Raw genomic sequence first — 13,677 nt, 5'->3', positions numbered from 1 at the left:
GGGGAACGTCGGCGCCCGGGCCCCGGCGGGCCGCGTCCTCGGCCGCCGCCCGTCCCAGCCCGGCCCCCGGGCGCGCCCGCCAGTCGCCGCCGCGGCCGAGGTCGAACAGGACGGCGGCCGGCACGATCGGCACCACCTGGGCCGGATCGGGGCCCGGCCGGAAGCCGCGCCCCTGGTCCTCCAGCCAGCCGACCACGCCCCCGGCCGCGTCCAGCCCGAACGCGCTGCCGCCGCTCAGCATGATCGCGTCGACGTGCTCCACCAGGTTCCTCGGGTCGAGCACGTCCGTCTCGCGGGTGCCGGGCCCGCCGCCGCGCACGTCGACCGCGCCGACCGCGCCGCCCCCGGGCGTCAGCACGACCGTGGTGCCCGTCAGCCAGCCGTCCCCGACCCGCTGGGCATGCCCGACCGCCAGGCCGGCCACGTCCGTCAGCGCGTCCAGCGGCCCCGGTATGGCCGTCATCTCCTCGCTCATGCCCCCATGCGTATCACGCCCCCCACCCCTGGCCTGCGCCGTCCAGCGGACGTTTATCCGTTGTCAATCGCCACCGGCAAAGCTGCACGGCATGTCCGAAGACGGCATGTCCGAAGAACGCGGCCGGGAAGACGGCCGGGACAGCGCGCGCGACCCGGGCGGCCCGGCCGACGTGCTCAGCCGCGCGGAGCTGCTGCGGCGGTCCGACCGGGCGACCGAGGTGCTGGCCGGGCTCGGCGTGCGGTCCGGCGACGTGGTGCCGGTGCTGATGCCGATGTCCCTGGAGTCCGTGGTCGTGACGCTCGCCTGCCTCCGGCTGTCGGCGACACGGCTCACGCTGCCCGTCGGGAACCACCATGCCGTCGTCCGCGAGCGTGTCAACACCTCCGGCGCCACCGTGGTCGTCACCGCCGACGCCTGCCGCCTCGACGGGCAGGTGTACGCCGTGAAGTCCGGCGTGGACCGGGCCCTGTCCGGCTGCCCGGCGGTGCGCGACGTGCTGGTGATACCGCAGCTCCCCCGGCCGGTGCCGTGGGTGCCCGGCCGGGACCGCTGGTGGCACGAGATGCTGGGCCCGCTGTCGCCACCCGCCCGGCCGTATCCTGGCCGCATGAGCGACGACCCGCGGCCCGGCCCGCAGCGGCCCGATGTCCTGGCCCGGCTGGTCTTCGACGACCCGCTGGAGCGCCGGTCCGCCGACGACGCCGACCACGGCTGGGGCGAGACGCCCCTGGAGGACGGCGGCGCCGGGGACCTGGCGCGCTTCCTCAGCGAGAAGCCGCCGCACCACCTGTAGCGCGGGGGATGCCCGGAGGGCTCGCGCGGCGCCTACGCCGAGCCGGGCTCCCGGCTCGCCCGGGGCTGTCCGTCGGCCTCCGCCTCGCCGGAGCGCGGCGCGCCCACGGTGAGTGCCTTCCCGCCGTCCCCTGCCTCCCGCTCGGCGCGCTGGGCGATCAGCTCGTCGCGGATCTCGGCCAGGATGTCCAGCTCGGTCTTGGCGGGCGGCTGCGGCTCCAGGGCGTCCTTCGCCCGTCGCCGGGCCACATACCGGGTCATCGGCAGGATCATCAGGAAATAGACCACGGCCGCGGTGATCAGGAAGGTGAGCGTGGCGCTGAGCACCGAGCCCCAGTGCAGCAGGATGCCCTCGTCCGGCTGGCCCTCGGGGTTGTCCAGGCAGGGCCCGCGCAGGCAGGACGTGTAGGCGTCCAGGTTCTGGGTGCCGAAGGCGCCCACCACCGGGTTGATCATGCCCTGCACCACGGAGTTCACGATGTTGGTGAAGGCCGTGCCGACCACGACCGCGACGGCCAGCTCCACCACGTTCCCCCGGGTCAGGAATTCCCTGAACCCGGCCAGCGTCTCCCTGGCTCCCGCCACGACGCCCTTGCTCTCCACGCTCACCACTCCGCCTCTCGACGCCGCCGTCGCGGCACTTCCCGAGCGGCTCAGGCTGCAACAGGGCGGGGCGGGCTGTCCAATCCGGTGACCGGTCCGCTGACCGATCCGGTGACCGATCCGCTGACCGCTGCCGGGCGACGCGGGTGCCACCCGTGGTGCCGGTCACCATCGCGCGACCGCCAGCTCCGCGACGGCGGCGGCACCGGCCAGGTCGGCGGCGGTGGCCGGGGAGACGGCGAGCACCAGCAGGGCGCCGCCGTCGCCCGCCCCCGGAACGGCGGCCTCCGGCGCCTCCGGCACCTCCGCGACCCGGGCCCGCCGCGCGACGACACGGGCCGGGGCGGCGGCCCCGCCGTCCGGCGGCGCGGCGGCGGCCAGCACGTCCACCCGGTCCCCGGGCCGCAGCAGCCGCACGGCCGCCGCGTCCGCGATCCGGACCGGCGCCGAGACGACCTCGGCGGGACGCACCGCCTCGCCGGGGCCCTCCCGCGCCCGGGACGCGGCGGCGGTCTCCACCCGGTCGGCACGGGGTCCGTTCCCCGACCCGCCCCAGGACGCGCCGGCGGCCAGGGCGAGCGCGGCGGCGGCGAGCGCGACGGCCAGGCCCCGGCGCCGCAGCCGTACGAAGCGGCGCAGCCGGAAGCGCCCGCCGCGCGGGCACACGGGGGCGAAGGCGGGAACGGGCGGGAGCGGGGGAACGGGCGAGGACGAGAGGGCCGGCGGCCGGGACCGCGAGCCGTTGACACCGGAAGCGAGACGCATGGCACCACCGTGCCCGGCTCCGCGCCATCCCCGCTGGGGCCTGTGGACAACCCGGCGCCTGTGGACAACGCGGTCGCCCGCCCGGGGGACGGGCCGGGCCCCGGCGGCAGGACACCGGAAGGGACGGCAGAGGCCGGGAGAGGCCGGGGGCGCCCCGGCGGCCCCCACGGCAGGCCCCTACGGCAGCTCGATCCCCAGCTCCTGCCCCGCGAGCGCGGTCGCGCACAGGCAGTCGCGCTCCTCCGGCAGCCGCCCCACCACGTCGAACAGCACGTCGCGCAGCCGCCCGATGTTCTCCGCGAAGACCTTCAGCACCTCGGCGTGCGAGACGCCCTCACCCACCTCGGCGCCCGCGTCCAGGTCCGTGACCAGGGCCAGCGACGTGTAGCACAGCTCCAGTTCGCGGGCGAGGATCGCCTCGGGGTGCCCGGTCATGCCGACCACGGACCAGCCCTGCGCGGCGTGCCACCGCGACTCGGCGCGGGTGGAGAAGCGCGGCCCCTCGATCACGACCATGGTGCCGCCGTCCACCGCGTCCCAGCCGCGCTCCCGCGCGGTGGCCAGCGCGACCGCGCGCCCGGCGGGGCAGTAGGGGTCCGCGAACGAGACGTGCACGACCTTCGGCTGCTGCCCGTCCGGCCGGGGCACGCCGTCGAAGAAGCTCTGCGGGCGGCTCTTGGTGCGGTCGACGAGCTGGTCGGGGACGATCAGCGTGCCGGGACCGTACTCGGGCCGCAGCCCGCCGACCGCGCACGGCCCGAGGACCTGCCGCACGCCCAGGGAGCGCAGCGCCCACAGGTTGGCGCGGTAGTTGATGCGGTGCGGCGGCAGGTGGTGGCCGCGGCCGTGCCGGGGGACGAACGCCACCCGGCGTCCGCCCATCTCGCCCAGGAACAGCGAGTCGCTGGGCGCACCGTAGGGGGTGTCGACCGTGATCTCCGTCACGTCGTCCAGGAACGCGTAGAACCCGGATCCGCCGATGACCCCTATCTCGGCCCGCCCGGCGTCCCCGCCGCCCGCGCTCATGCGGCGGAGGCGGCCTTGCCGGTGCTCGCCGGGGACGACGACGAGGACGAGGACGACGACGAGGCGGAGGAGTCGCCGGAGGACGAGGACGACGAGCCGCCGTCGCTCTTCTTCTCGCCCGCCTTGCCGGACGCCGAGGACGCCGGGCTGCTCGACGACGAGGTGTTCCGGCTGTCGTTGCGGTAGAAGCCGGAGCCCTTGAAGACGATGCCGACGGCCGAGAACACCTTCTTGAGGCGCCCCTGGCAGCCCGGGCACTCCGTCAGCGCGTCATCGGTGAACTTCTGCACCACTTCGAGACCCTCGTGGCACGCGGTGCACTGGTACTGATACGTCGGCACGTCATCCTCCTGGCACTCATGGTCATGGAGTGCTAACGACGGTCCATCGTGCAACATTCCGGGGCCGGAAGTCCACTGCTCCGCCTGCCCACTGCGTCACGTGCGCGCGTCGCGCGCGCCCGGCCAGGACCGTCCGGCCCCGCCGGGCCGCCCGCCCCGCCGGGCCCGGCCGCCCGGCCTGAGCCACTCCGCCAGCTTGCCGCCCCGCCCGATCGCGATCAGCCGCCGTTCCACCGCGTCCCGCGCCGCGTCCGTCGTCACCACCAGCAGCTCGTCGCCCCGGCTCAGCACCGTCGTGGGCTCGGGGACGAAGCTGTTGCCGTCCCTGACCACCAGGGTGACGGCGGCCTGGGGCGGCAGCCGCAGCTCTCGGACCTCCACCCCGTGCATCCGCGACGCCTCCGCGATCGACACGGACAGCAGATGCCCGCGCAGCCGTTCGAGCGGCGCGGCCTCGATGTCCACGTCGACGGCCTTCTCGCCGTCGCCCAGCCGCAGCCACCGGGCCAGCCACGGCAGCGTCGGGCCCTGCGCCAGCGTGAAGACGACCACCAGCATGAAGACGATGCTGAAGATCCGGTCGCTGTCCTCGACCTCCGCCACCACCGGGATGATGGCGAGCACGATCGGCACCGCCCCGCGCAGCCCGGCCCACGACAGCAGCATCCGCTCCCGCCACGGCCGGCGGAACGGCAGCAGGCACAGCGTCACCGCCAGCGGCCTGGCCACCAGCGTCAGGGCGCCGCCCACGACGAGGGCCGGGCCGAGGTTGTCCCACAGCGCGTCCGGGTCGACCAGCAGGCCGAGCACCACGAACATGCCGATCTGCGCCAGCCACGCCACCGCGTCCGCGAAGCCGCGCGTCGCGGGCCGGTGCGGCAGCCGGGCGTTGCCGAGGACGACGGCCGCCACGTAGACGGCGAGGAAGCCGCTGCCGTGCAGCAGCGCGCCCCCGGCGTACGCCAGAACGGTGAGCGCCAGCACCGCGATCGGGTAGAGGCCGGCGGCGGGCAGCGCGACGTGCCGCAGCCCCAGCTCCCCGAGCTTGCCGACGGCGAGGCCGACCGCCAGGCCGATCGCGAGTTCGAGCGCCATCTCGGCGAGCAGCACGTACCAGTGCTCCATCGGGTGGGCGGACTCGGAGAACGCGACGACCAGGATGACGACGGGCGCGTCGTTGAACCCGGACTCCGCCTCCAGCACCCCGCTCACCCGGCGCGGCAGCGGCACCCGGCGCAGCACGGAGAAGACGGCCGCCGCGTCGGTCGAGGAGAGCACCGCGCCCATCACCAGCGCCGACTGCCAGCTCAGCCCGACCAGGTAGTGCGCCGCCGACGCCGTGATCCCGACGCTGACGGCCACGCCCGCCGTGGCCAGCACGCCGGCGGCCGGGATGGACGGGCGGATGTCCCGCCACCGCGTGCCGAGACCGCCCTCGGCGAGAATGACGACCAGCGCCGCGTAGCCCAGCACCTGGGTCAGCTCGACGTCGCTGAACTCGATGCCGAGCCCGTCCCGGCCGAGCGCCATGCCGATGGCCAGGTACAGCAGCAGCGACGGCAGCCCGGTGCGCGACGTCAGCCGCACGGCGGCGACCGCGACCAGAAGGACGAGTGCGCCGGCGAGCATCAGCTCGTTGAGGCGGTCGACAGTCAGGGACGGGTCCTCTCCGGGGGAACGGTTGCAGCCTACAGCTACGGCAATTCACGTCGTTTGCGGCGAATTTACCATCATATGAACGCTGCGGCCTGGGCGCGTGACTCCCCGTAGGCTCACCTCAGTGGCCGTATGTCTATGGTTGCTTCCAACCTCCAAGCTGCCCTGTGAAGGACGCAGATGCCCGCCAAGAAGACCAGGCGACGCGGTCGTCTGATCGTGATCTCGCTCGTACTGCTGCTCGTGGCCGGTCTCGGCTACAGCGCCTACTGGAGCATCAGCACCGTGCGGGCCTCCTTCCCGCAGGTCTCCGGGGAGATCGCGGTCGCGGGCATGTCCGCGCCGGTCACGGTCCTGCGCGACGGCAACGGCATCCCGCAGCTCTACGCGGACACCGCGGAGGACCTCTTCCGCGCCCAGGGGTACGTGCACGCCCAGGACCGCTTCTGGGAGATGGACGTACGCCGGCACATGACGGCCGGGCGGCTGTCGGAGATGTTCGGCGAGGAGCAGGTCGAGACGGACGCCTTCCTGCGCACCCTCGGCTGGCACGACGTGGCCCAGCAGGAGTACGACGAACTGCTCTCCGACGAGACCCGGGCCTACCTCCAGGCGTACACGGACGGCGTCAACGCCTACCTCGCCGACCACAGCGGCGCGGAGCTGTCCGTCGAGTACGCGGCGCTCGGCTTCGTCAACGACTACCGGCCGGAGGAGTGGCACCCGGTGGACTCCGTGGCCTGGCTCAAGGCCATGGCCTGGGACCTGCGCGGCAACCTCCAGGAGGAGATCGACCGTTCGCTGCTCGCCTCCCGGCTGAGCCCGGAGGAGATCGAGGAGCTGTACCCGCCGTACCCCTACGACCGCAACGCGCCGATCGTGCGGGAGAACGGCACCGGCACCGAACTGCCGCCCGGCCAGGCCCTGACCGGCGAGACAGGAGAGGCAGGAGAGACCGGCGGGACCGGCGAGACGGGTGACCCCGCGACCGGCGGGACCGGAGGGCCCGGCGACCCGGCCACGGACGGGATCGAGGGCGCGTTCGACGAGGTGTCCACCCAACTCGCCTCCGTCGCCGACACCCTGGACCAGATCCCCGCCCTCCTCGGCACCAACGGCAGCGGTATCGGCTCCAACTCCTGGGTGATCTCCGGCGACTACACGACCTCCGGCGAGCCGCTGCTGGCCAACGACCCGCACCTGTCGCCCTCGTTGCCCGGCGTCTGGTACCAGATGGGCCTGCACTGCACCGAAGTCACCGCGGAATGCCCCTTCGACGTCTCGGGCTTCACGTTCTCCGGCATGCCCGGCGTCGTCATCGGCCACAACCAGGACATCGCCTGGGGCCTGACCAACCTCGGCGCCGACGTGACCGACCTGCGGCTGGAGAAGCTGGACGACGGCAACTACCTGCGGGACGGCGAGCAGGTGCCGTACGAGACCCGGACGGAGACCATCAACGTCGCGGGCGGCGAGCCGCGCGAGATCACCGTGCGCGAGACCGAGAACGGCCCGATCATCTCCGACCGCGAGGAGGAGTTCGCCGACGTCGGGGACAGCGCCCCGGTCGACTCCTCCGCCCCCGACCGGGGCGAGGGCTACGCCGTCTCCCTCACCTGGACCGCGCTGGAGCCGTCGAAGACCATGGACGCCGTCTTCGCCATCGACGCGGCCGACGGCTGGGAGGAATTCCGCGCCGCGGCCCGCGACTTCGCCGTCCCCTCGCAGAACCTGATCTACGCCGACACCGCGGGCAACATCGGCTACCAGGCCCCCGGCCTCATCCCCGTCCGCGGCGCGGGCGACGGCCGTTACCCCGCCCCCGGCTGGGACTCCTCCTACGACTGGACCGGTTACATCCCGCAGGAGGAGCTCCCCTGGGAGCTCAACCCCGAACGCGGCTACATCGTGACCGCCAACCAGCCGGTGATCGAGGCGGGGCAGTACGCGTACACCCTCACCGACGACTGGAGTTACGGCACGCGCAGCGCGCGCATCGAGGAGCTGATCCAGGGCACCATCGAGGACGGCGGCAAGATCTCGATGGGCGACATGCGGTCCATCCAGCTCGACAACCACAACGAGATGGCCGAGGTCCTCGTCCCGCACCTGCTGAACATCGAGGTCACCGACCCGTACATCCGCGAGGCCCAGGAGCTGCTGGAGGGCTGGGACTACAGCCAGGACGCCGACTCCCCCGCCGCCGCCTACTACAACGCGGTCTGGCGGAACCTGCTCCAGCTCGCGTTCGGCAACAAGATGCCCAAGGAGCTGCGCGTCGAGGGCCAGTGCCTGCGCGTGCCCCCGGCCGACGACTCCCAGCCGCTGGAAAACCCGGACGGTGAGGACCGGTTGATCACCGAGTGCGGCGAGCGCTCCTCCGACACGGCCCAACCCGACGGCGGCGACCGGTGGTTCGAGGTGGTCAGGGGCCTGCTGGAGGACCCGGAGAACGAGTGGTGGTCCGCGCCCGCCACCGCCACGCTGCCCGCCGCCGACAACCGCGACGAGCTGCTCGCCCGCGCCCTGCGCGACGCCCGCTGGGAGCTGACCGCCGAGCTGGGCAAGGACATCGACACCTGGAGCTGGGGCCGCCTGCACCGGCTGATGCTCAACAACCAGACGCTCGGCACCGAGGGCCCCGGCCCCGTCCAGTGGCTGCTGAACCGCGGCCCGTGGAACCTGGCGGGCGGCAGCGACGCGGTCGACGCCACCGGCTGGAACGCGGCCGGCGGCTACGACATCACCTGGGTGCCGTCCATGCGGATGATCGTGAGCCTGGAGGACTTCGACGAGTCCCTGTGGATCAACCTCACCGGCGCGTCCGGCCACGCCTACCACTCCAACTACACCGACCAGACCGACCTGTGGGCCGACGGCGAGTACCTGCCGTGGGCCTACGGCGAGGAGGCGGTCCGGGAGCGCGCGGAGCACACGCTCACGCTCACCCCGGAGACCGCCACCCCGTAACGCGCGGTCCCGGGACCGGGCCCGGCCCCGGGCCGGACCAGGCCGGGCCCGGGGCCGGTCGCGGGGCCGGTCGCGGCTCAGGCGAACCGGTGCACGTCCTCCGGCGTCACGGCGGCGTGCACCGGCCGGTCGTGCGGCTCGCGCGGCAGCGCCTCGACCACCTCGTGCCCGTACACCAGGGCCACCAGCGCCGGCTCCGCGCCCGAGGCCGCCAGCCGGGCCAGCACCCGGTCGAAGCTGCCGCCGCCGCGGCCCATCCGCACCCCGCTCCGGTCCACCGCCAGCCCCGGCAGCAGCACCACGTCCGCCTCGGTCACCGCCGCCGGGCCCAGCCGCGGCCCGGCGGGCTCCAGCAGCCGGATCCGCCCGCCGCCGCGCTCGGCCTCCACCAGCCGCCCCGGCCCCTCGTACTCCGCCCAGTCCAGGTCGTCGTCGTCCATCAGCACCGGCAGCAGCACCCGCGCGCCGCGCTCGCGCAGCGCGCTCAGCAGGCTTGTCGTGCCGGGCTCATGGCCCATCGACACGTACGCCGCGACCGTCCCCGCCGCCGCCAGTTCGGGCAGCTCCAGCGCCCGCCGCGCCAGCGCCCGCGCCGCCTGCGCCACCTCGTCGTCCGCCATGGCGGCCCGCACCGCCAGCAGATCCCGCCTGACCTCGCGCTTCAGTGCCGCTGTGTCCTCCACGCCGTCCGCCCGCTCCCTTCACACGCCCACACGCTCACACGTCCGCGCGCTCACTCACGTCTCCGCCGTCACATCCACCGCCAGATCAAACCCCCTCATAACACGACGCACAACTCCAAAGTGCTCCGTGGCCGCAGGCCAGATGGATAAAGTGACCGGCATGACGACACCTCGCCCCCGGATCAGCAAGGCTGTCATTCCCGCAGCCGGGCTCGGCACACGGTTTCTGCCCGCCACAAAGGCCACTCCCAAGGAGATGCTGCCGGTTGTCGACCAACCCGCGATCCAGTACGTGGTGGAGGAAGCCACCGCGGCCGGGCTCACCGACGTGCTCATGATCACCGGGCGCAACAAGCGTCCCCTGGAGGACCACTTCGACCGCAACTACGAACTGGAGGACGCCCTGCGCCGCAAGGGCGACTCCGAGCGGCTCTCCCGCGTTCAGCAGTCGACGGCCCTCGCGACCATGCACTACGTCCGGCAGGGCGATCCCAGGGGCCTCGGCCACGCCGTCCTGTGCGCCGCGCCGCACGTCGGCGACCAGCCGTTCGCCGTGCTCCTCGGCGACGACCTGATCGACCCCCGCGATCCGCTGCTCACCACGATGATCCAGGTCCAGGCCGAGCACGGCGGCTCCGTCGTCGCGCTGATGGAGGTCGACCCCGAGCAGATCCACCTCTACGGCGCGGCCTCCGTCGACCCCGTCGCGGACGGCGTGCTGCGGGTGACCGGGCTGGTCGAGAAGCCGGACCCGGCCGACGCGCCCAGCAACCTCGCCGTCATCGGCCGCTACGTCCTGGACGCGGGCGTCTTCGAGGTGCTCGGCAAGACCCCGCCCGGGCGCGGCGGCGAGATCCAGCTCACCGACGCGCTCCAGGCCATGGCCGGCGACTCGGCCCTCGGCGGCCCGGTGCACGGCGTGGTCTTCAAGGGCCGCCGCTACGACACCGGCGACCGCGCCGACTACCTGCGCTCCATCGTCCGGCTCGCCTGCGAACGGCCGGACCTCGGCCCGGAGTTCAGGTCCTGGCTGCGGCATTACGTCACCGAGGAGATGCCGCACGTTGGCTGACATCTGGTCGGTGGACGAGCACCTGGCCGACGTCCTGCGGGCCGTCCGGCCGCTGGAGCCCATCGAGCTGCCGCTGCTCGACGCGGCCGGGTGCGTGCTCACCGAGGACGTGATCGTGCCCGCGCCGCTGCCGCCGTTCGACAACAGCTCGATGGACGGCTACGCGGTGCGGGCGGCCGACGTGGAGGGCGCCACCCACGCGTTGCCGTCCGTGCTCTCGGTCGTCGCGGACATCGCCGCGGGCAGCGGCGACCTGCCCACGCTGTTCCCCGGGCAGGCCGCCCGCATCATGACCGGCGCGCCGCTGCCGCCCGGCGCGCAGGCCGTCGTTCCCGTGGAGTGGACCGACGGCGGCACGGGCGGCGGCCCGGTCGACTCCATGCTCGCCGCCTCGGCCGCGCGGGGCGGCGGTGGTGAGGTGCGGGTCTTCCAGCCGGTCGCCGAGGGCGAGCACATCCGCGGGCGCGGCAGCGACGCGCAGGCCGGGGGCGTCGCCCTCACCGCCGGAACGCTCCTCGGGCCGCCGCAGATCGGCCTGCTCGCGGCCCTGGGGCGCGGGACCGTTCCCGTCCGGCCCCGGCCGCGGGCCGTGGTGCTGTCCACGGGCAGCGAACTGGCGGCCCCCGGCGAGCCGCTGGGGCCGGGGCAGATCCACGACTCCAACAGCTACATGCTCACCGCCGCCGCGCAGGCCGCCGGGGCGGTCGCGTTCCGGGGCGCGGCCGTCGCGGACGACGCGGCGACGCTGCGGGCGGCGCTGGAGGACCAGTTGATCCGCGCGGACCTCGTCGTCACCAGCGGCGGCGTCAGCGTCGGGGCGTACGACGTGGTCAAGGAGGCGCTGAGCGGCGAGGTCGACTTCCGGCGGCTGGCCATGCAGCCCGGCAAGCCGCAGGGCTTCGGCCTGATCGGTCCGGCGCGCACCCCGCTGTTCGCGCTGCCGGGCAACCCGGTGAGCGCGTACGTCTCGTTCGAGCTGTTCGTCCGCCCGGCGCTGCGCGCGATGGCGGGCCACGGCGAGGGCGCGCTGCACCGGCCGCGCGTGACGGCCCGGCTGGTCACGGACGCGCCGCTGTCCTCGCCCGCCGGGCGGCGGCAGTTCCTGCGCGGCGCGTACGAGCCGGACGACGGGACCGTGCGGCCGGTCGGCGGCCCCGGATCGCATCTGACGGCCGCGCTGGCCGCGGCGGACGCGCTGATCGAGATCCCGGAGAACGTCACGGAGGCCGCGGCGGGCGCGGAGCTGACGGTGGTACTGCTCGGCTGACGGCGGCGCCGCTCGGCCGACGGCGGCGCTTGCCGCCTGACGGTGCTGCCGCCGGGCTGGGCGAGGGGTACCGTAGCTGGTCATGAGCACCCCGCACCTCACCCATCTCGACGGCTCGGGAGCCGCCCGGATGGTCGACGTGTCCGGCAAGGACGTCACCGCGCGCACCGCAACGGCCAGCGGCCGGGTGCTCGTCGCCCCGGCCGTGATCGAGCTGCTGCGCGGCGAGGGCGTGCCGAAGGGCGACGTGCTGGCGACGGCCAGGATCGCCGGGATCATGGGCGCCAAGCGCACCCCGGACCTCGTCCCGCTCTGCCACCCACTGGCCGTCTCCGGCGTCACGGTCGACCTGTCGGTCGCCGACGACGCGGTGGAGATCACCGCCACGGTGCGGACCACGGACCGGACGGGCGTGGAGATGGAGGCGCTGACGGCGGTCAGCGTCGCGGCGCTGACGGTGGTCGACATGGTGAAGGCCGTCGACAAGGGCGCGGTCATCTCCGACGTGCGGGTCGAGGAGAAGACCGGAGGCAAGTCCGGCACCTGGAGCCGCGGCCGATGAGCCCTTCTCCCTACCGGGCGCTGGCGATCACCGCCTCCAACCGCGCCGCCGCCGGCGTCTACGACGACACCACGGGCCCGTTGCTGGTCGAGGCGCTCGCCGCGCTGGACTTCGCGGCCGACGGCCCGCGGGTCGTCCCGGACGGCGAGCCGGTGGAGGCGGCGCTGCGGGCCGCCGTCGCCGCGGGGTACGACATAGTCCTGACCACCGGCGGCACCGGCATCTCCCCCACCGACCGCACGCCCGAAATGACGCGCCGGGTCCTGGACTACGAGGTGCCCGGCATCCCCGAGGCGATCCGCGCGGCCGGGCAGGCGAAGGTGCCGACGGCCGCGCTCTCGCGCGGCGTGGCGGGCGTCGCCGGGCGCACTCTCATCGTCAACCTCCCCGGCTCGCGCGGCGGCGTCAAGGACGGCCTGGCCGTGCTGAGACCGCTGCTGCGGCACGCGGTGGACCAGCTCAGGGGCGGCGACCACCAGCAGTGAACGCGAACACCTGGTCCGTCGAACTCGTCGACGGCGACGTCGGTCTCCGCCCCATCCGGCAGCGCGACCACCGGGCCTGGCGGGAGGTCAACCAGCGCAACCGCGACTGGCTGCGCCCCTGGGAGGCCACGATCCCGCCGCCCCCGCCGGGTCATCTGGCGCCGCGCAGGCCGACGTTCCGGCAGATGGTCAGGCATCTGCGGGGCGAGGCGCAGGCGGGGCGGATGCTGCCGCTGGTGGTCACGTATCAGGGGCGGCTGGCCGGGCAGTTGACGGTCGCGGGGATCACGTGGGGATCGATGTGCTCGGCGCACATCGGGTATTGGGTGGACCGCGCGGTCGCGGGGCGCGGAGTGATGCCGACGGCCGTGGCGCTGGCGGTGGACCACTGCTTCGGCGCGCTGGGGCTGCACCGGATCGAGATCTGCATTCGCCCGGAGAACGGGCCGAGCCGGCGGGTGGTGGAGAAACTCGGATTCCGCGAGGAGGGCATCCGGCCGCGTTATCTCCACATCGACGGCGCGTGGCGGGACCATCTGGTCTTCGCGATGACCTCGGAGGAGGTGCCGCAGGGGCTGCTGAAACGGTGGCAGCGGCAGCGGACACCCCCGAAAATAAAATAAATGTTCGAACGCAGATAACAATCCGACGAAAACACCAGGAGGACGTTCTGAACGCGCGACACACCGCCCGATTTGGCAGTTGGACTCTCGCAAACCCCTCTACGGTGTGAGCGTGAGCAGCAGTGGCCTCATCTTCGCAATGATCGTCGGGGCGTGGGCCGCGTACCTGGTGCCGATGTGGCTCCGCAGACAGGACGAGCTGAACGAAGCCCGCCCCACGGAGCGCTTCAGCACCGCCCTCCGGCTGCTGACGCGCGGCAGACGCGGCGCGCCGGCGACCGAGACGGCCGCCCCTGAGCTGGTCCACCGCGTGCCGCAGCAGCGGTCTCAGCACGGCCAGGCCGTCCTTGACGC

At 73.9% G+C, this 13,677-nt stretch carries 14 protein-coding genes and 1 pseudogene; 8 read left to right on the top strand and 7 right to left on the bottom strand.

Translation table 11 applies throughout. The features are described 5' to 3' along the window. On the bottom strand, positions 1–475 hold a 475-nt coding region (locus tag ACSNOC_RS24080), incomplete at its 3' end, for a P1 family peptidase (RefSeq protein WP_436749659.1). 91 nt (positions 476–566) lie between these two features. Here ACSNOC_RS24080 and ACSNOC_RS24075 point away from each other — a divergent pair. Beyond that, on the top strand, positions 567–1,271 hold the full coding sequence (locus tag ACSNOC_RS24075) for an AMP-binding protein (protein ID WP_436749658.1): 705 nt from the start codon (positions 567–569) through the stop codon (positions 1,269–1,271). A 32-nt stretch (positions 1,272–1,303) separates the two neighbouring features. Here the strand turns inward: ACSNOC_RS24075 and ACSNOC_RS24070 are convergent, their stop codons facing one another. From ACSNOC_RS24070 to ACSNOC_RS24050, 5 genes are all read right to left on the bottom strand, one after another. Continuing rightward, positions 1,304–1,873, bottom strand: coding sequence for an MscL family protein (locus ACSNOC_RS24070; RefSeq protein WP_436749657.1), 570 nt, complete (start codon positions 1,871–1,873; stop codon positions 1,304–1,306). A gap of 165 nt (positions 1,874–2,038) precedes the next feature. Then, the gene (locus ACSNOC_RS24065; RefSeq protein WP_436749656.1) at positions 2,039–2,638 is read right to left on the bottom strand and encodes an RcpC/CpaB family pilus assembly protein; all 600 of its coding nucleotides are present in this window, start codon (positions 2,636–2,638) and stop codon (positions 2,039–2,041) included. A 177-nt stretch (positions 2,639–2,815) separates the two neighbouring features. Next, positions 2,816–3,664 carry an S-methyl-5'-thioadenosine phosphorylase gene (locus ACSNOC_RS24060; protein ID WP_436749655.1) on the bottom strand — a complete coding sequence of 283 codons (849 nt, stop codon included), beginning with the start codon at positions 3,662–3,664 and terminating at the stop codon, positions 2,816–2,818. Continuing rightward, positions 3,661–4,005: an FmdB family zinc ribbon protein gene (locus ACSNOC_RS24055; RefSeq protein WP_436749654.1), complete on the bottom strand. Its 345-nt coding sequence runs from the start codon at positions 4,003–4,005 to the stop codon at positions 3,661–3,663. Before ACSNOC_RS24055 ends, ACSNOC_RS24060 begins: the two co-directional genes overlap by 4 nt. 96 nt (positions 4,006–4,101) lie before the next feature. Next, the gene (locus ACSNOC_RS24050) at positions 4,102–5,634 is read right to left on the bottom strand and encodes a potassium/proton antiporter (RefSeq protein WP_436749653.1); all 1,533 of its coding nucleotides are present in this window, start codon (positions 5,632–5,634) and stop codon (positions 4,102–4,104) included. 207 nt (positions 5,635–5,841) lie between these two features. Between ACSNOC_RS24050 and ACSNOC_RS24045 the strand changes: the two genes are divergently transcribed. After that, positions 5,842–8,631 carry a penicillin acylase family protein gene (locus ACSNOC_RS24045; protein WP_436749652.1) on the top strand — a complete coding sequence of 930 codons (2,790 nt, stop codon included), beginning with the start codon at positions 5,842–5,844 and terminating at the stop codon, positions 8,629–8,631. Between the two features lie 77 nt (positions 8,632–8,708). On the opposite strand, the gene ACSNOC_RS24040 is transcribed toward ACSNOC_RS24045, so the two are convergent. Continuing rightward, entirely contained in the window at positions 8,709–9,314 is a 606-nt protein-coding gene (locus ACSNOC_RS24040; protein WP_436749651.1) for a 5-formyltetrahydrofolate cyclo-ligase, read from the bottom strand. Between the two features lie 160 nt (positions 9,315–9,474). On the opposite strand from ACSNOC_RS24040, the gene galU reads away from it, so the two are divergent. The 6 genes and pseudogenes from galU to ACSNOC_RS24010 all read left to right on the top strand — a co-directional run. Continuing rightward, entirely contained in the window at positions 9,475–10,386 is a 912-nt protein-coding gene (gene galU, locus ACSNOC_RS24035) for a UTP--glucose-1-phosphate uridylyltransferase GalU (protein ID WP_436749650.1), read from the top strand. Further along, on the top strand, positions 10,379–11,653 hold the full coding sequence (gene glp, locus ACSNOC_RS24030; protein WP_436749649.1) for a molybdotransferase-like divisome protein Glp: 1,275 nt from the start codon (positions 10,379–10,381) through the stop codon (positions 11,651–11,653). The genes galU and glp overlap by 8 nt, the downstream gene beginning before the upstream one ends. An 82-nt stretch (positions 11,654–11,735) precedes the next feature. After that, on the top strand, positions 11,736–12,215 hold the full coding sequence (gene moaC / locus ACSNOC_RS24025) for a cyclic pyranopterin monophosphate synthase MoaC (protein WP_436749648.1): 480 nt from the start codon (positions 11,736–11,738) through the stop codon (positions 12,213–12,215). Further along, positions 12,212–12,700: a MogA/MoaB family molybdenum cofactor biosynthesis protein gene (locus ACSNOC_RS24020; protein WP_436749647.1), complete on the top strand. Its 489-nt coding sequence runs from the start codon at positions 12,212–12,214 to the stop codon at positions 12,698–12,700. Before moaC ends, ACSNOC_RS24020 begins: the two co-directional genes overlap by 4 nt. Next, a complete protein-coding gene (locus ACSNOC_RS24015) occupies positions 12,697–13,323 on the top strand; it encodes a GNAT family N-acetyltransferase (RefSeq protein WP_436749646.1) in 627 nt (208 codons plus the stop codon). The genes ACSNOC_RS24020 and ACSNOC_RS24015 overlap by 4 nt, the downstream gene beginning before the upstream one ends. 106 nt (positions 13,324–13,429) lie before the next feature. Next, positions 13,430–13,677: pseudogene (locus ACSNOC_RS24010) on the top strand (hypothetical protein); the annotation flags it as partial.

Source organism: Streptomyces sp. URMC 129, assembly GCF_051386415.1.
In the GTDB taxonomy this organism is placed as follows: domain Bacteria; phylum Actinomycetota; class Actinomycetes; order Streptomycetales; family Streptomycetaceae; genus Streptomyces.
Note: the sequence above shows the minus strand (reverse complement) of the source record. Positions and strands in the feature narration are given on the sequence as shown.

Coding starts and splice junctions, on each gene's coding strand:
- ACSNOC_RS24075 (WP_436749658.1), top strand. CDS start 567: ATGTCCGAAGACGGCATGTCCGAAGAACGCGGCCGGGAAGACGGCCGG.
- ACSNOC_RS24065 (WP_436749656.1), bottom strand. CDS start 2,638: ATGCGTCTCGCTTCCGGTGTCAACGGCTCGCGGTCCCGGCCGCCGGCC.
- ACSNOC_RS24060 (WP_436749655.1), bottom strand. CDS start 3,664: ATGAGCGCGGGCGGCGGGGACGCCGGGCGGGCCGAGATAGGGGTCATC.
- ACSNOC_RS24050 (WP_436749653.1), bottom strand. CDS start 5,634: ATGCTCGCCGGCGCACTCGTCCTTCTGGTCGCGGTCGCCGCCGTGCGG.
- ACSNOC_RS24045 (WP_436749652.1), top strand. CDS start 5,842: ATGCCCGCCAAGAAGACCAGGCGACGCGGTCGTCTGATCGTGATCTCG.
- galU (WP_436749650.1), top strand. CDS start 9,475: ATGACGACACCTCGCCCCCGGATCAGCAAGGCTGTCATTCCCGCAGCC.
- moaC (WP_436749648.1), top strand. CDS start 11,736: ATGAGCACCCCGCACCTCACCCATCTCGACGGCTCGGGAGCCGCCCGG.
- ACSNOC_RS24020 (WP_436749647.1), top strand. CDS start 12,212: ATGAGCCCTTCTCCCTACCGGGCGCTGGCGATCACCGCCTCCAACCGC.